We start from the raw sequence: 21316 nt of genomic DNA on the forward strand, positions 1-21316 counted from the left end.
ACACAAGTTTCACCAGAAGCACCCACGACTCAGAGGTGAGTGCGACGCCTGCGGCGCATGCGAGGCCAACCGGTCAAGTGGCGGACGCCGCCGCGGCCTTCGAGCGGGCGGCACATCGAGGATTGCGGCCCGGGCCATGGATTGCAGGACTTACGTCCACGGAACGCAAGCGCGCGTAAGCCGCGCAAGTTCTTGCGTAAACGGTGTCAAGCAGCAGGCTGCCGCTGCGGCGGCCTGTTCACGCGGTGTGATCGGGCCGAACGAGAAGGGGGCGCAGGGTCTCGATGACGCTCGGGTCGTCCACCGTGGACGGGATGGGCTCGTCCAGGCCGTCGGCGATACCGCGCATCGTCCTGCGCAGGATCTTCCCCGAGCGCGTCTTGGGCAGCGCCGCCACGACGGCGACCTCCTTGAGGGAGGCGACGGCTCCGATGCGTTCGCGTACGAGCTGGACCAGTTCGGCCTCGACCTCCCCCGGCTCGCGGGCGGTGCCCGCCTTCAGGACGACGAAGCCGCGCGGCACCTGCCCCTTGAGGGCGTCGGCGACACCGATCACCGCGCACTCGGCGACGTCGGGGTGCGCGGCCAGGGCCTCCTCCATGCTGCCGGTGGACAGCCGGTGTCCGGCGACGTTGATGACGTCGTCGGTGCGGCCCATGACGTACACGTAGCCGTCCTCGTCGAGGTGCCCGCTGTCGCCGGTGAGGTAGTAGCCGTCGTAGGCGGAGAGGTAGGAGGCGACGAAACGGGCGTCGTCCTTCCAGAGGGTGGGCAGCGAACCGGGCGGCAGGGGGAGCTTCACGACGATCGCGCCGTCGACGCCCGCGGGCACGGGCTGCCCCGACGGGTCGAGGACCCGGACGTCCCAGCCCGGCAGGGGGCGGGTGGGCGAGCCCGGTTTGACGGGGACGGCCTCGATGCCGACCGGGTTGGCGACGATCGGCCACCCTGTCTCCGTCTGCCACCAGTGGTCGATCACCGGGATGTCCAGCAGGGCGCTCGCCCAGTGGTAGGTCTCGGGGTCGAGGCGCTCGCCGGCGAGGAAGAGGTAGCGCAGCCGGGAGAGGTCGTACGCGGCGGCGAGGGTGCCCTTCGGGTCCTCCTTCCTGATGGCGCGGAAGGCGGTGGGCGCCGTGAACATCGTCTTGACACCGTGCTCGGCGGCGACCCGCCAGAACTGGCCGGCGTCCGGGGTACCGACCGGCTTGCCCTCGTACAGCACGGTCACGGCGCCGGCCAGCAGCGGCCCGTAGACGATGTACGAGTGCCCGACGACCCAGCCGACATCGGATCCGGTGAACATCGTCTCGCCCGGGCCGATGTCGTACACGGCGCCCATCGACCAGTGCAGGGCCACGGCACAACCGCCGCAGTCGCGGACAACGCCCTTGGGTTTTCCGGTCGTTCCGGAGGTGTAGAGGATGTAGAGCGGGTCGGTCGCGGCCACCGGGACACAGGCGGCCGGTGACGCGTCAGCGACCAGGTCGACCCAGTCGAGATCGTCCTGACCCAACTCCGCGCGCTCCTGCGGACGTTGAAGGATCACCTGCTTGTCCGGCTTGTGCCCGGCGAGTTGGATCGCGCGGTCCAGCAGAGGCTTGTACGGGATGACACGCTCGCCCTCGATGCCGCAGGAGGCGGAGACGACCACCTTGGGGGTGGCGTCGTCGATACGGACCGCGAGTTCGGGCGGGGCGAAGCCGCCGAAGACGACCGAGTGGACGGCGCCGATACGCGCGCAGGCCAGCATCGCGATGGCGGCTTCGGGGACCATCGGCATGTAGATGACGACGCGGTCGCCGTGCCCTACACCGAGCCCGGCGAGGGCTCCGGCGAAGGCCGCCACCTCGTCCCTCAGCCCGGCGTAGGTGTAGGTACGCCGGGTGCCGGTCACCGGCGAGTCGTAGACGAGCGCGGGCTGTTCGCCCCGGCCGGCTTCGACATGCCGGTCCACCGCGTTGAAGCAGACGTTGAGGCGGCCGTCCGGGAACCAGCGGTGGAAGGGCGCGCCCGAGGAGTCCAGGGCGCGGGACGGCGCCACCTCCCAGTCGACGCCTTCCGCCGCTCGGAGCCAGAAGGTCTCGGGGTCCTCGAGGCTGGCCCGGAAGACGTCCTCGTACATTCCCATCGCGCTCTCCTTGACCAGAGTCGTGGTCGCCCGCCCGCCACCATGTCACACGTCGATCATGCGATCGGCCAAGCCGTCCGCGGCCACCGGGAACGCGTCACGCGCTCACGAGCGGTCCTCCAGGATCTCCTCGGCCGCGCGGATCGCGTCCTCGTTCCAGCGGCGGTGTGCCTCCAGCGCCCCTCGGTGCCGGGCGACGAGGTCGTTCTGCACGCGTACGTCGATGGCGTGCACGGTGCGGACGTAGCCGGTCCGCTGCTTGCAGCGGGCGTCGGCGGCCGCGGTCCGCTTCTCGAGGGCGGAGGGCCCGTCAGGATCACGGGACGCCCCGTTCAACCGCTCCTCCAGCTCCTGACGCCGGCGGTCCTCTCCGATCTCGGCGTCCCTGGGGCTCGCGTAGGGGTAGCCCGCCTCGCGCATACAGGACGCCCACTTCCTGTCCACGGCCTTCCAGGCGGGAGACCGCCTCCCCTGCTCCAGGCTCTCGGTCTCCAGATCGAGGACCGGATCCTTGCGGTCCTGCGGATTCGAACCGTATATCGCCCGGTCCGCCTCGCCGAGACAGCCCCGCCTCGGGATGCGGTGGCCGTGCACGCTCTTGGGGTCCTCGGCGACGAACTGGCCGGTGAGCGCGAGGTGTTCGGACAGCGTCCAGTCCCTGTCCGGAGAGCGGCGCTCATGCTCGGCCCGCGCCCCCTGGTACCCGTACCGCGCGGCCTCCTCCGGGTCCTGGACGCCGTAGCGCAGGTCGTCGGAGGCGTAGAGGGCGAGCTGCACCACTCCGGTGCCCGCGGGGCGCCGGGGCCAGGCAGGAAGGGGATCGATGTCGAGCTCCTTCAGGCCCGCGAAACCGAGGCGCACCATGCACTCCTTGGCCAGCGTCCACCGAGCCCTGCCGACTGTGCTGCTGTCGTCGTCGCTCATGTCGTACGCGGCAAGCGGCAGAAAGCGCGGGTCGTTCGAGGAGGTGGGGCTCGCGTGGGATGTGGGCGGGTCGGATTCCTGCCCGCATCCCGCCAGGGCCAGGGCCACGGCGAGGACCGGTAAGAGGGGGGCGGCGGCGGTACGCATGGGCCCACCTCATCAGGGCGCGAGAAGGGCCGACCGTGGCGGAAGCCACACTTCCGGGTCACAGCCGCATCACAGCTCCGGCGCGGGTCTGCCGTTCGCGAGCTGCGGGTATGAGGGAACGCGCCGTCGCCGCGATCATCCCGGACCTCGTCCCGGTGGAAGCGGCCACGGCACCTGAATACCGGGCTCTCTCTTGCCGCGAGCCACGTGCCACCCGTACGCTCCACCCGTACCGACCAGACGGTATGCCCAGGGGAAGGTCGGTGTGCCACGACGGCAAGCTGCCGGCCGTACCGGCCACCGTGTCAGCTCGACCGTCGAAGGAGCCGCCGGAGATGACCAGAATCAACCGTCAGGTGCGCCTGGCCGCACGTCCCGTGGGAGAGCCGCGGCCCACCGACTGGGAGCACGTCGAGGAGCCGGCCGGGCAGCCGGGCGACGGGGAGTTCCTGGTGCAGGTGCTCTGCCTGTCGATCGACCCGGCGATGCGCGGCTGGATGAACGCGGGCAGGTCCTACATCCGTCCGGTGGAGCTCGGCGAGGTGATGCGCGCCGGCGCCGTGGGACGCGTGATCGACTCCCGCCATCCCGGATTCGCGGTCGGCGACCATGTGTCGGGCGGGTTCGGCGTGCAGGAGTACTGCGTGTCGGACGGGCGCGACGTGACCAAGGTCGACCCGGCGGCGGCCCCCTTGCCGACGTATCTCGGCACGCTCGGTATGTCGGGCCTGACGGCCTACTTCGGCCTGATCGACGTCGGGCGTCCCGAACCCGGGCAGACCGTGGTGGTCTCCGGAGCGGCCGGGGCCGTCGGCAGCGTCGTCGGGCAGATCGCCAAGATCCTGGGCTGCCGGGTCATCGGCATCGCCGGCGGCGAGGCCAAGTGCCGGCTGGTGGTGGACGAGTTCGGATTCGACGCCGCGATCGACTACCAGAGCGAGGACATCCGCAAGGCGCTGCGCGAACACGCCCCCGACGGCGTCGACGTGTACTTCGACAACGTCGGCGGCGACGTGCTGGACGCCGTACTCCTGCGGTTGGCCCGGGGTGCGCGCGTCGTCGTCTGCGGCGCGATCTCCCAGTACAACAGCACCCAGCCCAAGGGCCCGGCCAACTACCTGTCACTGCTGGTGAACCGGGCCTCCATGACGGGCATCGTGGTGTTCGACTACGCCGACCGGTACGCCGAGGGCGTCGCCCAACTGGCCACGTGGCGGGCGCAGGGCCGGCTGACGTCCCTGGAGGACGTGGTGTCCGGCCCGGTCACGGCCTTCCCCGAAACGCTGATGCGCCTGTTCCGTGGTGACAACCACGGCAAGTTGGTGCTGAAGATCGCCGACTGACCGGGCTGAGCGGAGAGAAGACCGATGAAGGCACTGACCTACCACGGCCGTCACGACATCCGGTACGGCGATGTCCCCGACCCCGTCGTCGCCGGCCCCGCCGACGCGGTGGTGCAGGTGACCGCGGCCGGCATCTGCGGCAGCGACCTGCACATCTACGGCGGCAACCCGTTCAGCCCGGAACTCGGCTACACCCCGGGCCATGAATGCGTCGGCGTGGTCGTCGAGACCGGCGGCCAGGTCACCCGCTTCAAGCCGGGCGACCGGGTTCTGGTGCCCGCGTCCGTCGGCTGTGCGCAGTGCGGTTCGTGCGCGGCCGGGTTCACCGCCCGGTGCGAGCGCGCCAAGTCGAGCACGGAGCTCTGCTACGGAGTGAGCCCGCAGCTCCCGGGCAGCCAGGCGCAGGCCCTGGCGGTGCCCTGCGCCGACGTCAATCTGGTGCGGTTGCCCGAGAGCATCTCCGACGAGGCCGCCATCGTCCTGACGGACAATGCCCCCACCGCCTGGTACGGCTGTCGGCGCGCCCGCATCCAGCCCGGCGAGACGGTCCTGGTCGTCGGCCTCGGTCCCGTCGGCCTCATGGCCGCCCAGTCCGCGTTCGCGATGGGCGCCGCGCGGGTGCTGGGCACGGACCTGGTCGCGGAGCGCCGCGCCTTCGCCGCCACGCTGGGTGTCGAGCCGGTCGAGGGCGAGGACGTGCGGGCGGCCATACGGGAGATGACCGGCGGGCGCGGGCCGGACGCCGTGGTCGAGGCCGTGGGCTCGGACACCACGATCGAACTCGCCCTCAAGGCCGTCCGACAGGCCGGCCGGGTCAGTGTCATCGGGGTCAGCCAGAGCAAGGCGTTTCCCTTCCACATGGGACTGGCGCAGATCAAGGAACTGGAGTTCGCCATCGGGCTGTGTTCGGTGCACTACGAACTCCCGCCCTTGATCGCCCTCACCCGTGCCGGCCGGATCAAGCCCGAGGCCGTGGTCTCCCATCGCTTCGCGCTGTCCGACGGCCCGGCGGCGTACGAACTGTTCGCGGGGCGCTCCGACGGCGTCCGCAAGATCGTTCTGGACCCCACGGGCTGATCTCTCATCCGGTGCCCGGGCGGCCGGCCCGGGCGGCCAGCGCGGTGGAGGGACCGGGGGGCGGGGCTCAGCCTGGTCGGTGCAGCCCGGGACACCGGGCTCAGCCCACGCGATGCAGGTCCGGGACGCCGGGCTCAGCCCCCGCGTCGTACCCGGGCCGCCTTGCGTGCCTCGGCGAGCTTGGCGGCCTCGCTGCTCTTGCGGGACGACCTGCCGCCGGATCCGCTCTTCGCGGTCTTGGCGCTGCCCAGGCCGCGGAACGGGGCGTTGTGGTTCTTGGGGCGCGGCAGCGACGGCCCGCCGTCGAGAGGGACCCCCGAGGGAGTCTTGGCGCCGGTGATCCGGCTCAGCTCGGCCTCGCCGGACCGCACCTTGGTCACCTTGGGAGCGACGCCGGCGTCCGCCATGACCTTGCTCGTCTCACGGCGTCCGCCCGACGGGACGAGTGTCACGACGGTGCCCGAGCGGCCGGCCCGGGCCGTGCGGCCCGCGCGGTGCAGATAGTCCTTCGGGTCGGTGGCCGGGTCGACGTTGACCACCAGGTCCAGGTCGTCGATGTGCAGGCCGCGCGCTGCGACGTTCGTCGCGACCAGCGCGGTGACCTGCCCGTTCTTGAACTGGGCCAAGGTCCGGGTGCGCTGCGGCTGGGACTTCCCGCTGTGCAGGGCGGCGGCGGCCACTCCGCTGGCCCGCAGATGCCGTGTGAGCTGGTCGACGCCGTGCTTGGTGTCCAGGAACAGCAGGACACGGCCGTCCCGGGAGGCGATCTCCGTGGTCACCGCGTACCGGTCCGGACCGTGGACGACGAATACGTGGTGCTCGATCGCGGACACCGCGCCGGAGGAGGGGTCCACGGAGTGCACGGCGGGGTCGCGCAGGTAGCGCTGCACCAGTTGATCGACGTCGTCATCGAGGGTGGCGGAGAACAGCATCCGCTGCCCGTCGGGACGCACCTGGTCCAGAATCTCGGTGACCTGCGGCAGGAACCCCATGTCACACATCTGGTCGGCCTCGTCCAGGACCGCGATGCGTACGCGTCCCAGTCGGCAGTCCTTGCGTTCGATGAGGTCGTGCAGCCGACCGGGCGTGGCGACGACGATCTCGGCGCCGTCCCGCAGCGCGGCGGCCTGGCGGCCGATGGACACGCCGCCCACGACGGTCGCGATCCGCAGCCGCAGTGCCTCGGCGTACGGGGTGAGCGCCTCACCGACCTGCTGCGCCAGCTCCCTGGTGGGCACCAGCACGAGCGCGAGGGGCTCCTTGGACTGCGCACGCCGCCCGGCGGTCCGGGCGAGCATCCCCAGGCCGAAGGCGAGGGTCTTGCCGGATCCCGTACGGCCCCGGCCCAGGACGTCCCGTCCCGCGAGCGCGTTCGGCAGCGCCGCCGCCTGGATGGGGAAGGGCACGGTCACGTCGCGCTCGTCGAGCGCCCGCAGAATTTCGGCCGGCAGCCCCAGCTGCGCGAAGGAGGCCGCCGGAGCAACGTGCGACGCCTCGGACACGTGGTCCTGCCGCCGGGCATCGGACCGTGCTGATGTGCTCACAGAAAGCCTTCCTCCAGGGGGACCGTACCGAGGAAGGCGCGGCGGGGACGCGGTCACCAGCCAGGGACACCGAACGGACCACCGACGCAGCGACGCTGCAAACGGTCAACGTTAGCACGCCACGCGTCGTCCCAGCTGTCGGGCTCGGGCGCCGCCTGCCTGGAGCAGAGGCGCCGACTGCGGGGCCCGGCCGAGGCAGAACGACCGCAGGTCACACCGGAGCACGGCGTGACCTGGGTGCGCAGATCCTGCCGAGCGGTTACTGCTTCAAGGCGACAGCGTCTCCGACCGACACGACCCGCGCGGTCGTCGTCGTGCCGGGGAAGTACCAGCGCCAGCTTCCGGCCGAGGTGGCGGTGACCTTGGTGCTCAGCTGTCCGGTGTCCCCCGTCTTCACCGTCTTGACGGTGCTGTAGTGGGCGGCGCCGGACTTCCTGTACTGCAGCTTCACGTCCTGCCGGGCGTAGCCGTGGTACTTCAGGTCCTCCCAGTTGGCCCGGGACAGCTTGCCCGTGATGGTGAGCTGGGCGCCCTTGGCCACGGGTTCAGGTGCCGCGTCCGTCGTGAGTTTGGAAGCGCGCTTCATCTTGAACTCGGCGATGTGGTCGGAGATCCAGTAGTCACCGTCGTTGGCCTTGACGGTGGCGTTGACCTGCCAGACGCCCGCGGTGCGGTTCACGTCCTCGGGCACGCTGCCCGGGAGCCAGGCCGGCGCGATCGTCATCGAGGCGGTGCACACGGACGTGGTGGAACTCGTCTTCGTGCACCGGGTGTCCACCCAGTCGCTGAAGCCCCAGCCGTTCGTCTTGTTGAACACGCTGACGTCCGTCAGGCCCTTCACTCCGGAGTTGTCCCGGATGGTGATGGCGATCGGGTAAGTGACGCGCGCCGTCGTGCCGATGATGACGTTGTTGCCATTGTTGACGACCGTCTTGGTGACCCGGACGTCCCCTCGGCCCTCCGCATGGGCCACCGTCGAGGACAGCAGCGTCAGGGCCGCCGCCCCACCGGCCGCGATCCAGGCCGCTCTGGCCGTTCTACCTCGCATGATCCCTCCCCTTTGATGAGGGGAGCGAGATTACACAGCCGGTCGAACCGAGTTCGCACAGAGGTTCGCCCCGGACAACGGCCATGCCGAGGCGGGGAACTACGCTGGCACCCCTTCTGACCCACCGAGGAGCAGCGTGCCGCCGGCCTTCGTCCACCGGATCACCAAGTACGACCCCGCCGACCGCGACGAGGGCGGCCACTACACCGGCGCCGAGGACACGGTCAGCGACCACGGGCCGGTCGAGGAGGCGTACCTCGCCGCGATCGCCGCCTTCGCGGACGCCATGGGCATCGACCGACTGGAGATCCGCGAGCCCGGGGTCACCGGCTTCGTCCACTTCGGCGGAGAGCCTCCCGCCCAGGGACACGGCCTGAGCGGGCTTTTCCCGCCCGACCTCACCGGCTACCACGACGGCGCGGAAGTCTCGCTTCCGGTCGCTCTGGAGTTGGTTCGGGCCATGCTCCGTGACCAGGGCGCCTGGTGCCGACTGGAGGCAGGAGACATGTTCACGGTGCACGTCGGGTGGGACCAGTACGTGTACGTCGGCACCGACCGGCCCTGCGCGGAAGCCGTGGCTCGCGCACGCGAACTCGGCCTCTTCCCGGAACCGATGGCCGCCTCGCCCTACGCGGCGGACCTGGAGGAAGCGGAAGTGGTGGAGCCGGCCGACGAGGACTTCTGGGAGCGCGTTCGCACAGAGCTGGCCTCACGACACACGCTCCTCCTGGAGGAGGCTTACGTCCGCAACGCCGTTCGCTGGCACCGCCTCACGCCGCAGAACCTCGACCCGGTGCGCTCGCGTCTGCGCCCGCGCGCCCTGCTGAGCGTCTGGCCCGGCCCGTTTCCCGATGTCGGATCGGTCCTCGCCTCGCTGCCCGAGGAGGGGTCCGTGGAGTTCGTCTGGGAGACGCAGGACGGCACGATCCAGTACTCGATCGTCGACGCCACCGAGTACGAGGAGTTCGCAAAGCTGGTCGCCGACGCGCGGGCGGCATGTGCTCTGTCCTTGTACCAGGACGAAAGCCACCCGCTGCTCTGCGCCGTTCTGCCCGACAGCGATGGGGTGGTACGCGCTCGGTGGTAACCCGTGCCGCACAGCGGACGAGTCGACAGGCACGTGCCGGGTCGAGGTCACGACTCTCGTCGACGCCCCCCGCGGAGAGATTCCGTCCCCTCCTTGACGCGTGCGGCCAGTCTCTGTTTGTCCGGCTTGCCGGCGGCCGTGAGGGGCAGTGTGTCGTGGAAGGTCACCACGGCCGGTACGTGCTTCGGGGTGAGCTCGGCTGCCACGTGGGAGATCAGGGTTCCGGAGTCGGCGGTGGCGCCGGGGCGCACTACTACCGCGGCGTGGATGTGCTCCACGCGGTCGTCGTCGATCACGCAGTACACCGCGGCCTGCGCGACCGCGGGGTGGGTCAGTAGTGCGTGCTCGACGTCCGTGGGGCGGACTTTGATGCCGTTGGCCTTGATCACCTCGCCCATCCGGCCGTGCAGGCGCAGGTAGCCGTTCGTGTCGAGGGAGCCGAGGTCGCCGGTGTGTACCCAGCCGTCGCGGACGGTGGAAGCGGTCAACTCCGGTTCGCCCCAGTAACCGAGCATGGTGGATGGGCTCCGCACGCACACCTCGCCGATCTCGCCCGGCGGAAGGTCGTGGTCGTCGTCCAGGTCGCGGATGCGTACCTCGGCGGCCGGGCGGCCGACGGTCCGGCGCAGGTCCGGGTCGGCGTGGTCCGGCGGGGTGAGGACGCCGATGGGGCTGGTCTCCGTGGTCCCGTAGATGCCGAGCAGTACCGGGCCGAACACCTCCAGCGCCTCGGCCAGTCGGGCGGGGGCCGCCGGGGAGCCGACGTAGGTGATGTTTGTGAGGCTGGAGCGATCGGTGGTGGCGAGGTCGGGGTGGTCGATCAGCAGATACAGCTGAGGTGGGGTGATCGTCAGCGTGGAGACGCGGTGCTGTTCCACGGCCCGCAGCACGTCGCCGGCGTCGAACCCGTCGTGCAGGACGACCGTTCCGCCGGAGGCGAGGGCGAGGTCGACGATGGAGCCGCTCGAGTTGCTCACCGGCAACGTCGAGAGGTACACGAGGGGTTCCGGGGACTGGAAGCCCACCTTGAGGCCCACCTCCAGGTAGCGGCTGCGGACGCGGTACGGCATGGTGACGGCCTTGGGGCTGCCGCTGGTTCCGCTCGTGCAGATCACTACGGCAGGCCGTTCGGGGTCGGCTTCGACGGCTTCGAGGTCGAAGGCGTCCGGGTCGCCCGATGAGAGGTCCAGGACGTCGGGGCCGAGGGGACCGAGCGCGGCGAGGCGCGGTGACTCGGGCAGGCGGTCGCACAGCTCACGGGCCGCGTCGAGGTTCTCCTTGTCGACGGCGAGGAAGGTCGCCCCGGTCCTGCTGAGGATCTTCTCCCGTCCCTCGGCGGCCAGTTGGTCGGTGGGATCCACCGCGTTCGTGGAGTGCAGATGGACCAAGGTGGCGCCGACGAGGTTGGCCGCGTAGCGGAGGATGATCGTCGCCGGGCTGTTGGTGACGGTCAGCACCGCCACAACCGGGCTCCCCTCGGATGCGGTTGGAGCTCGCTTGCCCGTGCCATGGCGCCGTAGGGCCTCCGCCGCCGTGCGCACCGCCCCGGTGAACTGCCCGGCGGTGAGCACCTCCCCCTCCCGCCAGAGGGCGATCCGGTCGGGGGCGGCTGCCAACGCCTCAAGCACCCGGCGGGCGTAATTCTCATGCGAAGACATCGGAACTCCACTTCGCCGCCCCGCTCTTCGGGCGGTGCGGGATCGAGAGATGCGGCTGGGCGGCGTGGCAGCGGTCGTGGTCATGGATCACGGCACGTACGGCGAGGGCCGGCGGCCGGCCGGTCAGGGCCGCTGGCGCGTGGGGCGCAGCCGGATGTCGTCGAGGTGGACGTGCGTCGGGCGGCCGATCACGTACCCGATGACGTCGGCGACGTCCTCCGGGACCAGCAGTGGGCCGTTCTCCTCTGCGATCGCCTCGAACCACGCCGCGTCGTAGCCCGCTGCCTCCTGGAATCCGGAGCGCACGAAGCCCGGTTCGATCAGCGTCACCCGGATGTTGTGGTGGCACACCTCCTGCCGCAGTGCCTCCACCAGCGAGTGCACCGCGAACTTGGTCGAGCCGTACACCGGGTTGGCGGCTGACACCTGCCGGCCGACGGTCGAGCCGATGACCACGACGTCACGCGCTCGCGCGCCGTCGTCGGGCTCGGCCTGCTTGCGGAACTCGGCGGCCACCACCCGGAGTTGGCGCAGCAGGGCGAGGTAGTTGACCTCCACCAGTCGCTCCCAGCGCTCCGGGTCGGAGCCCAGCACGGTGCCGGGCAAGCCCTGCCCGGCGGCGGCGACGAACACGTCAGCCGGTCCCCACTCGCGTTCGGCCGTGGCCAACAGTTCCTCGGTGTGGCCGGCCTGCGTGATGTCGCCGGCCACCGCTACGGCGTGGCCGGGCGCCGTGCGCACCTGTTCGGTCAGCTCCGTCAGTCGTTCGGCGCGCCGGCCGGCGGCCACCACCCGGGTGCCCCGCTGGACGAGGTCGCGGACCACGGCCCGCCCTATGCCCGACGAGGCGCCGGTCACGACTGCGATGCGTCGGTCTGTCATGGTGAGTCCCTGTCCTTCGTCGGTCGGCTGGCTCATGGAGAGGGCGGGGCGGGCCGGAGCGGCAGCTCGCCCTGGTCGATCAGGCCCGTCAGCCAGGCGTGCAGCCAGGTGCGGTCCGGCGCGGGGAACGACACGTCCAGGCGGGCGAGCAGGCGACGGGTACGGCTGTGGTCGTAGCGAACGTTGCGCTCCGGGCGGTTCGCCCAGAAGTGCGCCAGGGCGATCTGCTCGTCCCCGTCGGCCAGGTGGGCCGCGAACAGCGGCGCGAAGTCGGCGGCCGCGTCGGGCTCCAGGTCGAACCCGAGGTCGCGCAGGGCGGCGAACAAGTCCGCGTAGCGCACCTCGTGGTGTGTGTCGACATGGAAGGTGCCGCCCGATACACGTTCGCTTCGCGAGATCGCCAGGATGCCCTCGGCGACCACGTCCACCGGGCTGAGTGCCACCGTCCGCGCGTCGACGCCGGGCACCCGGCCGATCCGTACCGCGGCGCGCAGGAGCTGGACCAGCCGGCTGTCGCCGCCGTTGCGCTGGAAGCGGCCGGTGACCGAGTGGCCGGTGACGTTCCCCGACCGGTAGACGAAACCCGCGCCGCCGGCCGCGGTGAACGCGTGCACGATCCGCTCCGCCTCGTACTTGCTGCGCTCGTACTCGTTGAGGAAGCGCTGGCCGATGTTGAGGCTTTCCTCGGAGAAGACCGCCCGCTCACCGTCCGGCCCGGCACCGCTGACCGCGAGCGTGGAGACGTAGTGCAGGTCCTTCGGCCGGCCGGTGGAGGCGAGGGCGACGACCGCACGCACCGGATCGGTGTTCTGCCGGGTGAAGCTCTCCCGGTCGCCGAACAGGCGGGTGTCGGCGGCGAGGTGGTAGACGGCGTCGACCTCGCGGACCAGCCGTGCGTACTCCCGGTCCGGCAGGCCGAACCGGGGCTCGGCGAGGTCACCGGCCAGCACGGTGAGTCGGTCGGCACCACCGTCGAGGGCACCGTCGGGGAGGTACCAGGTGAGCGTCTCGCGCAGCCGCTCGGCGGCCGGGCGGCCGTCGCGGTCACGGACCAGGCAGAGGATCCTGCCGCTGGTACGGGTGAGCAGCAGATGCAGGAGGTGGGCACCGATGAAGCCGGTGGCCCCCGTGAGGAGCACGGTGCCGTACTCCCGGACACCGGTCCGTCCGGGGCCGCTGTCGGCCGGCGGCTCGAGGCGCAGCGTGCCGGGGACTTGGACGAGCAATCCCGTGGTGGAGCCGCGCCGCACCACGAACTGCCCTTCCTCCGGCGGAAGTCCCGTGGCCTGCAGCAGATGCGCCCGCGTGTCGCGTGCCAGGTCGAGCCCTTGCCCGGAGTCGTTCAGGCGTGCGGGGTAGGACAGGTCGGCGACCAACTGTCCGTCGTGCAGGCGCGCGGTGAGTTTGAGGGTGTGACCGCGGTCGTTCTCGGGTCCCCGGACCGGGCCCAGCCGGTGCCGTGAGGGCGCCAGCCGCAGCTCGTCGTCCTGGGGTAAGGCGAGCGTGCCGAGGTAGTTGAAGCACACGTCGGTGCGCTGCGGCTGACCGTGCAGCCCGTAGGCGACGCCGAGGCGCGGCACATCCGCCAGCGCGGCCTCGGCGGCCTTGACGGTGGCCGTCATGTCGTCGGCGACGGAGGCGATGCCGACGGGAAAGGTCGAGGTGAACCAGCCGACGACGCGGGAGACGTCAAGGGCCTCGTCGAGCGGGAGGCGCCCATGGCTCTCGACGTCCACCACGACCTCGTCGGTGCCGCGTGCCGTGGCCAGTGCCTGGGCGAGGGCGCCGAGCAGGACGGCGTGCGGGGGCATCCCGGTGCGGTGCAGCGCGTCCGTCTGGGCGCGGGAGAGGCGGAACCAGACCGTCTCGGCGTCCGCCTCACGGTTGTCGGTGAGGGCGGCGGGCCGGGTGGTGAGGTCGCCCCAGTACCCGAGGTCGTCGGCCAGGGCAGGGGCCTGGACGCGCAGGTGGGTCGCCCACGCGCCGAAGTCGGTGGGTGCGGGGGCCAGCGACGGGGTTCGACCGCGCAGGCGTTCGGCGTAGCAGTGGGCCAGATCGCTGGTGATGATCCGCCAGGAGACGGCGTCGACGCAGAGGTGGTGGGCCACCAGCAGCAGGTGGCCGCGGTCCGCGCCGTGGAACACATGGACCTGCAACAGGGTGCCGTCCTCGACGCGGATCCGCCGCTGGCAGGTGGCGGCGGTCTCCTCGATGTGCCGTCCGGCCTCATCGGCGGAGTGCGGCAGAGCGGAGCTGGTGAACGGGGTGCCGGGCTCGGTGAGCACACGGCGCACACCGGTTGGTCCGGGCCGGAAAGCGGTGCGGAGCAACGGATGCAGGCGGACCACGTCGGCCACGGCGGCGGCCATGATCTCCGGGCGGACGGGTGGGTCGGCGTCCAGCAGCAGCGCCTGGTTCCACTGGTCGGGCTGGGCGAAGTGCTGCCGGAAGAACCATTCCTGGGCGGGGGAGAGCGCGGTGTCCTCCGCCAGGATGGGGGCCGCCGGACGGTCGGCGGCCTCGGGGCTCTCCCCCGCCGCGCCGGCCCGTAGCCGGATGGCGAGGGCGGCCGCGGTGGGTTCGGCCAGAAAGACGGCAGCCGACACCCGATGCCCGCGGGACTGGAGGTCCGCGATCACCTGGATGGCGTCGATGGAGTTGCCGCCGACCGACGAGAAGTCGTCGTGCGGGGTGAAGTCGTCGTGGCCGAGCTGGCGCCGCCAAGCCGTCAGCACCTCGTCCAGCAGCGGGTCCTGGGTGGAATGCGGGCTTCGGCGCCCGGTGGGGCTGTCCTCGACGAGCTGACGCAGTGCGGCGAGGTCGGTCTTTCCGTTCCCGGTCCGCGGGAAGGCGTCGAGCACGTCGATCCGGTCCGGGACCATGTACGCAGGCAGCACTTCCCGGGCACGGGCACGGAGCGCGGCCGAGCGCTCGTGGATACCGGGCGCGCTGACCACGGCGACGAGTCGGCCCTGCTCGCCGGGCAGCACCATCGCGCGGACGTCGGTGACACCCGGAAGCCGCCGCAACTCTGCCTCGACGTGGCCGAGTTCGACACGGTGGCCGCGTACCTTGACCTGCCGGTCGCCGCGGCCGAGAAACTCCAGCACGCCGTGGGCGTCGGCCCGGACCCGGTCGCCGGTGCGATAGGCCACGCCGAGACCGGGGTGGCATGCGGACACCTCGTCGGTGAACGCCGCCGCCGTGGCCTCCGGGGCGCCGCGGTAGCCGAGCGCGACCGAGGGGCCGGCGACGTACAGCTCGCCGGTCGCCTCGCGCTCGTGGAAGGCTCCGTCCGGCGTGCGGACGAAGAGCCGGTTCGCGCCGAGCGGGCGGCCGATCGGTACCGACACCGCGTCGCCCAGGGCGTCGAGGTCGGCCTCCGAGGCCAGGAGGTGGACGCAGACACCGACCGTCGTCTCGGTCGGGCCGTAGTGGTTGACCAGGGTGCCGGTGATACCGGATGCGATGACTCGGCGTGCCAGGGGCAGGGGAAGCAGCTCGCCGCCGAGCAGCAGATGCCGCAGCTTCGGCCGGGTGGCGCCGTCGAGTCCGTGAGCCTGGAACAGGACGCTCCAGTGCGAGGGCGTGGTCTTGAGGACGTCGATCTTCTCGGTGTGCAGATGGCGGAGCAGACCTGCCGGGTCGCGCCGTGTGGCGTCGTCCACCAGATGCAGGGTGCCGCCGGTCCACAGGGCCAGGAAGACACAGGTGTTGCCGAGGTCGGCGGCGAGCGTGGTGACGTGGGCGTACGTGAGCGGCTCGGTGATGTCGAGCCGCTCGAGCAGGGACTCGGTGTAGTGCCGGATGTTGGCGTGCGTGACCATGACGCCCTTGGGCACCCCGGTCGACCCGGACGTGTGCAGCACGTACGCGATGTCCTCGGCCGCGGGCGTGCTCAGGCCCGCCTCGGCCGGCTCGTCGGCGTCCTCGGGGACGTTCTCGTGGACGTCGACGACGTCGAGCCCGTGCCGACGCAGTTCGTCGAGGTACGGCGCCGCGGCGAGGACGAGGTCGGGGCGGGCCGCGGCGAGGCGGCCCGCCCCTTCGGAAACCGGATCGGAGGGGTCGATCACGGTGTACGCCGCACCGGCGCGGAGCACGGCCAGAAGCGCGGCGACAGCCGCGGGCGTGCGGTCCAGGTGTACGCCGACGAGGTGCCCGCGGCCGATGCCGCGCCGGCGCAGTCGGCCGGCCAGTCGTGAGACCTGGCCGTCGAGTTGTGCGTAGGTCAGACGCTCGTGACCCACGGCAACGGCCGTCCGGTCCGGGTGAGCCCTGGCGTGCGCGTGGACCTGAGCCGGGAGCATCTACTGTCGTCCTCTGGGTGTCGACGCGTGGCCGGGGTGGCTGGTGGTGGGGCGTCAGCTCCAGAACAGGAGCGGTTCCTGCGGGCCCTTGGTGAGGATGAAGGTGCTGGCCCCGACGCGGTGTTGGTTCCTGGCCGGTGTCACCGCGTGCAGCTGGCGGGGGCTGATGAGGATGAGGTCACCGGCTTCCGGGTGGATCTGGAGCGCCGGCTTCTCGATGGTGTCCGGGTCCAGGCCCTCGACTTCGAGGATCCGCGCCTTCTCCTCCGGCGTGGGCTCGCGCAGCCAGAGCTGGAGGTCGCCGCCCTCGTCGGCGGACTGCAGGAAGATGTTGGCGACGAGTTGATTGAGCACGCCCTCGATCTCGGGGGCGTCGGTCTCCCAGTCGATCGAGTCGCTGTGCGGCCAGAACTCCGAAGTGTTCGGCTGGAAGACCCGGAGGGCGCCGACGAAGCAGGTCCGGCCCCGCAGGCGCAGCAGGTTGGCTCCGGCCGGCCACAGCTCCTGCAGCTCCAGTCGGATGCGGTCCACGGGCGCGATGTAGGGGTGGAACATCGAGCGGACGTCCTCGATCGCCGGGAGCGCCTGCTCGTGGTACTTGCTGGTCAGTTCCTCGTCCCACTTGGTATCGATGTGGGGCATGTGAACACGGCCGACACTGCTGGTGTGCTGCTTGTGATAATGGCCGAGTTCTTGGTGATTGATTGCCTTTTCCGCGACCTTGGCAGCGACCTCCGCCGGGTAATAGCCGCGCACATGGATCGCCGCGATCTCTCGACCGGCCAGCTTGAGCAGATTGTCTGTGGTGAGTTCGTGCGCGACCGTGCTTGTCGCGGACCGTACGACGTCGGGCAGGGTGGTCACGGGTGGCTTCCTCTCTGTGGGCGGCGCGGGATGGGTGCGAGCGGTGCCACGTTGTTCGTCGGTGCAGCCCACGTGGTCATCGCAGCCAATAACCGCGGTGGCAGGAAGGATTGGAATTCAATAGGCGCTGCATCACCGCAGGTCACCGATACGCTGCTCCCGAGTTTCATATCGACCCGGAATCCAGAGTTCGCCAGGATCCAGTGGCGGTACCGGATTGGAGTCTGGTGATCTCTCCGAGTCGTGTCAACGATGCAGCAATGAGGACTAGGGAAACCACTAAAGGTCGATGCGCTTTCGAGCCCAGTCATCAGAAGGGCCGGCCGTCTTTCAGACGGCCGGCGTGGAGGATCTTCCAGAATCTGCAGAGGGGCGAAGGGGCAATCGATACGGGCACCGAACGGGCCTGCCCGCCGCCGCATTCGGTCCCTCTTCGTGCCCGATCGGTTGCGCTCCCTCGCCGAGAATGGCTTGAATTACTTGCTCGTCGCGCACTTCGCAGGCGATGCTTTCAAGGCGAAACCATGAAACGTACGATGCGCGTACATTTTTCGGACGGAACACGTATCGCGCACGTTCGACTGACGTCAGGGTGTGGTGGTCAAGGTCGCCCAGACAACGTTGCCACCGGTGAGCCGGGACCGCTCGACGCCCCAGCCGCCGGCGATCGCCTGCACGAGTAACAGTCCGCGCCCGTTCTCGTCCTCGGGGCCCGGCTCGCAAGGGGGCATGGCGGCGGCGCGTCCGTGGTCGTGGACCTCCACCCGCAGACAGGCGGTCGCGACGAGGCCCATGCCGCACAGGATTCTTGCGCTCGGAGTGTGCCGTACGGCGTTGGTGACCAGTTCGGACACGAGGAGCACGGCGTCGGCGCACACGTCGACGGGCAGCCGCCAGGCGGCCAGGCCCTTACCCACGAAGCCTCGGGCGATGCGCACGCTGGTGCGCTGGGCGGGGAGTTCGAGCCAGCGGGAGCGCTCCGGATCGGCGATGTCCAGGAGCTGTGGGGGGTGGGTCGTGTGGGGGGACACGGCGGTCGCCTTCCATCGGTGAGCGGGCGCAGTCGGATGACGGGAGAGTGAGCAACGGGCCGACCGGGCGGGGGTGTTCCTGGTCGCGAACCGGGGCTCGAACGTCCTTGCGTGCTCCAACTCACCTACGGGCAGGGCCTGTTCGCCCCCGACGTGTGGACGCTCGGCAGGGTCGTTCACGCACGTCACTATGCTCGCAGCGGAGTTCATGCTGCAAGGCGCTGCCTGATAATTTCAGCAAGCCGGTATCGGTCTGGTGGCATCAGCAAGTACCTGTCAGACTGCGGCTGGTGACAGATCATCAGGAGGTCCGGGTGTGAGTGAGGTCCGTTCGAGCGCGGGCGCCAGCGCACCCACCGTGCTGCGCATGATCCTCGGCCGACGTCTGCTCGACATGCGTGAGGACGCGGGCATGTCGCTGGACGACGCGGCGAAGGCGCTGCGTGTGACGCCCTTGACCATCCGCCGCCTGGAGAAGGCGGAGGTCGGTCTCAAGCCCCTCTACGTCGAGAAACTCCTGCAGACCTATGGGGCGGAGCAGCAGGAGATCGACGAGTTCGTCGGTCTCGCGGAGCAGGCGAACGAACCGGGCTGGTGGCACGCGTACCGCGACGTGGTGCCGTCCTGGTTCAGCGCGTACGTCAGTCTGGAGACCGGCGCCAAGACGCTGCGCACCTACGAGCCCCACTACGTGACGGGGCTGCTGCAGACCCACGGGTACGCCCGCGCGGTCCTGCGAGGCGGCTTTCCCAACGACACTCCGCAGGACCTGGAGCGCAGAGTGGATCTGCGGCTGCGTCGGCAGAACCTGTTGGAGGGACCCGACGCCCCCACGTTATGGGTGGTGATGGAGGAAGCGGTGCTGCACCGGGTGGTGGGCGGCGCCGAGGTGATGCGTGAGCAGATCGATCGGCTGCTGGCGGTCTCGGAGCTGGACCACGTGAGCGTGGACATCGTGCCGTTCACCGCCGGCGCCCACGTGGGGGCGTGCGCGCCGTTCACCTACTTCCGCTTCGAGGAGCCGGAACTGCCCGACGTCGTCTACTCCGAGATCCTGTCCGCCTCCATGTATCTCGATCAGCGCTCCGATGTCGTCGCCCATCTCGAGGCGCACAACCGGATGTCGCTGCTCACCTCGTCGGCGGACAGCCGGGGCCTGTTGAACCGCATGCGTAAGGAGTATTCATGACCGTCACCGACGACCCGTTCTCCTTCTACAACGGCATGCCCGCCTCGGACCTCGGCGAGCAGGGCTGGGAAAGCCCGTGGAGCGGTCCCAACGGCGGCCAGTGCGTACAGACCAAGCAGCTCGCCGACGGCCGTGTCGCGTTGCGGCAGTCGACCGATCCCCACGGCCCCGCGCTGATCTACACCCCGCAGGAGATCGCCGCGTTCGTCGCCGGCGTCAAGCAGGGGATGGCCGATCATCTGACGGCCTGCTGAGCCAGGACCCGAGTGGGAAGGACGCCGGCCGAACCCGGCCGCGACCCGCCCGGCAGGACACGTACACCACCGAAGGGAAGAGAATGAGCAGCCCCCACGCCGCGCGGGACATCGACACCAGCAGGCCGCACTCCGCTCGCATGTACGACTACTACCTGGGCGGCAAGGACCACTTCGAGGCCGACAGGGTGGCGGCCGAGACCGTCGCCGCCGCCTATCCCGGCATCTTCGTCTGCGCTCGCGAGAACCGTGCCTTCATGCACCGGGCCACCAGGGTCCTCGCCACCGAGCACGGCATCCGGCAGTGGCTCGACATCGGCACCGGCATTCCCACCGAGCCGAACCTGCACCAGGTCGCGCAGACCGTGGTTCCCGACGCCCGCGTGGTGTACGCCGACAACGACCCCCTCGTCCTGAAGTACGCCGAGCGCCTCATGCGCAGCACTCCCCAGGGACGCACCACCTACATCGAGGCGGACGTCAACGACGCGCAGGCTCTCATCAGCGCTCCCGAGCTGGCCGAGGTCCTGGACATGACCAAGCCTGTCGCGCTGTCCCTGAACGCCCTCATGCACTTCGTCACGGACGCGCAGGACCCGTACGGCATCGTCGGCAACCTGCTCGACGTCCTGCCCTCGGGCAGCGCTCTGGCGCTGAGCCACTGCACGCCGGACTTCGACCCGGGAACCTGGCAGAAGGTCACGGACATCTACAACGGAGCGGGTACGCCCGTGCAGTTCCGTTCCCAGAAGGATGTGGTCCGCTTCTTCGACGGGCTCGACCTGCTGGAGCCGGGTGTCGTCGTCGGACACCGCTGGCGCCCCGAGGCCGCCGCGGGGACGGAGCCCGTGACGGATGCCCAGGTCAGTCTGTGGACCGGGGTGGGCATCAAGCCCTGATCGAGGACGGCGGCACATCGTGCGTGCGCGGGCGCCGTCCGGTGCCCCCGCGAAGCACCGCCTGTTCGGCGACCGGGAGAGCTTCACCCGGCAGAACACCGACCCGGTGCGTGCGGTCGTCGCCCTCGCCTCCACCGGCCGGCCGGGAGGCCGCCGAGCCGGCACAGCTCACGAGCTGAGGTCCGGCATCAACTTCATGCCACGGCAGGGCACTTGACGTCCGTCGACCGATCAGTTCGCGCCGCCGTTCGGTCGTCGAAGGTCAGTCCCGAACAGTACGTCCTCACGTGACGGCGGCATGCCTACCGTCCGGACACCGAGGCGGGTCGGGCGGCATCGGCCCGCTTAGTCGAAGGCACGTACTGGGAGGCGTTGTGGCGAGTGTGGAAGTGTCGTTGAAGGAGATGATGGCCGGGGTCGAGGGGGCCCTGGGAGCCGCCGTCGTCGACTACACCAGCGGGATGGCGCTGGGCACGCTCGGTGGGGGCAAGGATCTGGACCTGACCGTCGCCGCGGCCGGCAACACGGATGTCATCCGGGCCAAGGTCCGCACCATGGACCAGTTGGGTCTCAAGGGCCAGATCGAGGACATCCTGATCACGCTGGACCACCAGTACCACGTGATCCGCCTGGTGACCGGCCGCACGGGCAACGGGCTGTTCCTGTACCTCGTCCTCGACAAGGCCAACTCGAACCTGGCGATGGCCCGCCATCAACTCAAGCGCGTGGAGGAGGCGATCGAGATCTAGCGTCCCGACGACGCCGGTGGCCACGTCTGCCCATGATGTGAAGACTTCTTCAAGTCACCACATCAGCATGGTGCGAAGGTGCGTTCCTACCGGGTCCGAGACGTGAAGGATCGGCATCCGAGACGGTCCGCGACGCGGCGGTGTCCTGCGACGCCGCCGCATCGCGGCGACCGCGGTCCCAC

18 protein-coding genes are annotated in these 21316 nt (G+C 70.3%); 9 read left to right on the forward strand and 9 right to left on the reverse strand.

Features of this window, described 5'->3' with window-relative positions; genetic code table 11:
* Nucleotides 1-238: 238 nt before the first annotated feature.
* Both ACGFW6_RS01715 and ACGFW6_RS01720 read right to left on the reverse strand, forming a co-directional pair.
* A complete protein-coding gene (locus tag ACGFW6_RS01715; protein WP_393503350.1) occupies nucleotides 239-2128 on the reverse strand; it encodes a propionyl-CoA synthetase in 1890 nt (629 codons plus the stop codon).
* Between the two features lie 105 nt (nucleotides 2129-2233).
* Nucleotides 2234-3199 (reverse strand): hypothetical protein, encoded by a 966-nt coding sequence (locus ACGFW6_RS01720; protein ID WP_393503353.1) that lies wholly within the window; start codon nucleotides 3197-3199, stop codon nucleotides 2234-2236.
* Between the two features lie 335 nt (nucleotides 3200-3534).
* Between ACGFW6_RS01720 and ACGFW6_RS01725 the strand changes: the two genes are divergently transcribed.
* Nucleotides 3535-4542 carry an NADP-dependent oxidoreductase gene (locus ACGFW6_RS01725; RefSeq protein WP_393503356.1) on the forward strand — a complete coding sequence of 336 codons (1008 nt, stop codon included), beginning with the start codon at nucleotides 3535-3537 and terminating at the stop codon, nucleotides 4540-4542.
* Between the two features lie 24 nt (nucleotides 4543-4566).
* A complete protein-coding gene (locus ACGFW6_RS01730) occupies nucleotides 4567-5619 on the forward strand; it encodes an alcohol dehydrogenase catalytic domain-containing protein (RefSeq protein ID WP_393503359.1) in 1053 nt (350 codons plus the stop codon).
* A 134-nt stretch (nucleotides 5620-5753) separates the two neighbouring features.
* Here the strand turns inward: ACGFW6_RS01730 and ACGFW6_RS01735 are convergent, their stop codons facing one another.
* The gene (locus ACGFW6_RS01735) at nucleotides 5754-7163 is read right to left on the reverse strand and encodes a DEAD/DEAH box helicase (RefSeq protein ID WP_393503362.1); all 1410 of its coding nucleotides are present in this window, start codon (nucleotides 7161-7163) and stop codon (nucleotides 5754-5756) included.
* A gap of 259 nt (nucleotides 7164-7422) precedes the next feature.
* Complete coding sequence (locus ACGFW6_RS01740) at nucleotides 7423-8211, reverse strand: hypothetical protein (RefSeq protein ID WP_393503364.1); 789 nt, start codon at nucleotides 8209-8211, stop codon at nucleotides 7423-7425.
* A 136-nt stretch (nucleotides 8212-8347) separates the two neighbouring features.
* Between ACGFW6_RS01740 and ACGFW6_RS01745 the strand changes: the two genes are divergently transcribed.
* Nucleotides 8348-9298 carry an RNA-binding protein gene (locus tag ACGFW6_RS01745; RefSeq protein ID WP_393503367.1) on the forward strand — a complete coding sequence of 317 codons (951 nt, stop codon included), beginning with the start codon at nucleotides 8348-8350 and terminating at the stop codon, nucleotides 9296-9298.
* A 47-nt stretch (nucleotides 9299-9345) separates the two neighbouring features.
* Here the strand turns inward: ACGFW6_RS01745 and ACGFW6_RS01750 are convergent, their stop codons facing one another.
* The 4 genes from ACGFW6_RS01750 to ACGFW6_RS01765 form a co-directional block, all read right to left on the reverse strand.
* Entirely contained in the window at nucleotides 9346-10956 is a 1611-nt protein-coding gene (locus ACGFW6_RS01750) for a class I adenylate-forming enzyme family protein (RefSeq protein ID WP_393503369.1), read from the reverse strand.
* A gap of 123 nt (nucleotides 10957-11079) precedes the next feature.
* A complete protein-coding gene (locus tag ACGFW6_RS01755; RefSeq protein WP_393503372.1) occupies nucleotides 11080-11838 on the reverse strand; it encodes an SDR family oxidoreductase in 759 nt (252 codons plus the stop codon).
* Between the two features lie 32 nt (nucleotides 11839-11870).
* Nucleotides 11871-16148, reverse strand: coding sequence for an amino acid adenylation domain-containing protein (locus ACGFW6_RS01760; RefSeq protein ID WP_393503375.1), 4278 nt, complete (start codon nucleotides 16146-16148; stop codon nucleotides 11871-11873).
* A gap of 54 nt (nucleotides 16149-16202) precedes the next feature.
* The gene (locus tag ACGFW6_RS01765) at nucleotides 16203-16904 is read right to left on the reverse strand and encodes a 2OG-Fe(II) oxygenase (protein ID WP_393505042.1); all 702 of its coding nucleotides are present in this window, start codon (nucleotides 16902-16904) and stop codon (nucleotides 16203-16205) included.
* Between ACGFW6_RS01765 and ACGFW6_RS01770 the strand changes: the two genes are divergently transcribed.
* On the forward strand, nucleotides 16815-17243 hold the full coding sequence (locus ACGFW6_RS01770; RefSeq protein ID WP_393505123.1) for a hypothetical protein: 429 nt from the start codon (nucleotides 16815-16817) through the stop codon (nucleotides 17241-17243). The two genes, ACGFW6_RS01765 and ACGFW6_RS01770, sit on opposite strands and share 90 nt — an antisense overlap.
* Before the next feature lie 356 nt (nucleotides 17244-17599).
* Here ACGFW6_RS01770 and ACGFW6_RS01775 read toward each other — a convergent pair whose 3' ends face one another.
* Entirely contained in the window at nucleotides 17600-18043 is a 444-nt protein-coding gene (locus ACGFW6_RS01775) for an ATP-binding protein (RefSeq protein ID WP_393503378.1), read from the reverse strand.
* A 316-nt stretch (nucleotides 18044-18359) separates the two neighbouring features.
* Between ACGFW6_RS01775 and ACGFW6_RS01780 the strand changes: the two genes are divergently transcribed.
* From ACGFW6_RS01780 to ACGFW6_RS01800, 5 genes are all read left to right on the forward strand, one after another.
* Entirely contained in the window at nucleotides 18360-19232 is an 873-nt protein-coding gene (locus ACGFW6_RS01780; RefSeq protein ID WP_393503381.1) for a helix-turn-helix domain-containing protein, read from the forward strand.
* Nucleotides 19229-19486: a DUF397 domain-containing protein gene (locus ACGFW6_RS01785; protein WP_393503384.1), complete on the forward strand. Its 258-nt coding sequence runs from the start codon at nucleotides 19229-19231 to the stop codon at nucleotides 19484-19486. Before ACGFW6_RS01780 ends, ACGFW6_RS01785 begins: the two co-directional genes overlap by 4 nt.
* An 83-nt stretch (nucleotides 19487-19569) precedes the next feature.
* A complete protein-coding gene (locus ACGFW6_RS01790) occupies nucleotides 19570-20385 on the forward strand; it encodes an SAM-dependent methyltransferase (RefSeq protein WP_393503387.1) in 816 nt (271 codons plus the stop codon).
* Between the two features lie 19 nt (nucleotides 20386-20404).
* Nucleotides 20405-20602: a hypothetical protein gene (locus ACGFW6_RS01795; RefSeq protein ID WP_393503390.1), complete on the forward strand. Its 198-nt coding sequence runs from the start codon at nucleotides 20405-20407 to the stop codon at nucleotides 20600-20602.
* 157 nt (nucleotides 20603-20759) lie between these two features.
* Nucleotides 20760-21134 carry a hypothetical protein gene (locus ACGFW6_RS01800; RefSeq protein ID WP_393503393.1) on the forward strand — a complete coding sequence of 125 codons (375 nt, stop codon included), beginning with the start codon at nucleotides 20760-20762 and terminating at the stop codon, nucleotides 21132-21134.
* The last annotated feature ends 182 nt before the right edge of the window (nucleotides 21135-21316 follow it).

Origin of the sequence: Streptomyces sp. Y7 (genome assembly GCF_043195415.1) — a bacterium.
Lineage (GTDB): Bacteria > Actinomycetota > Actinomycetes > Streptomycetales > Streptomycetaceae > Streptomyces.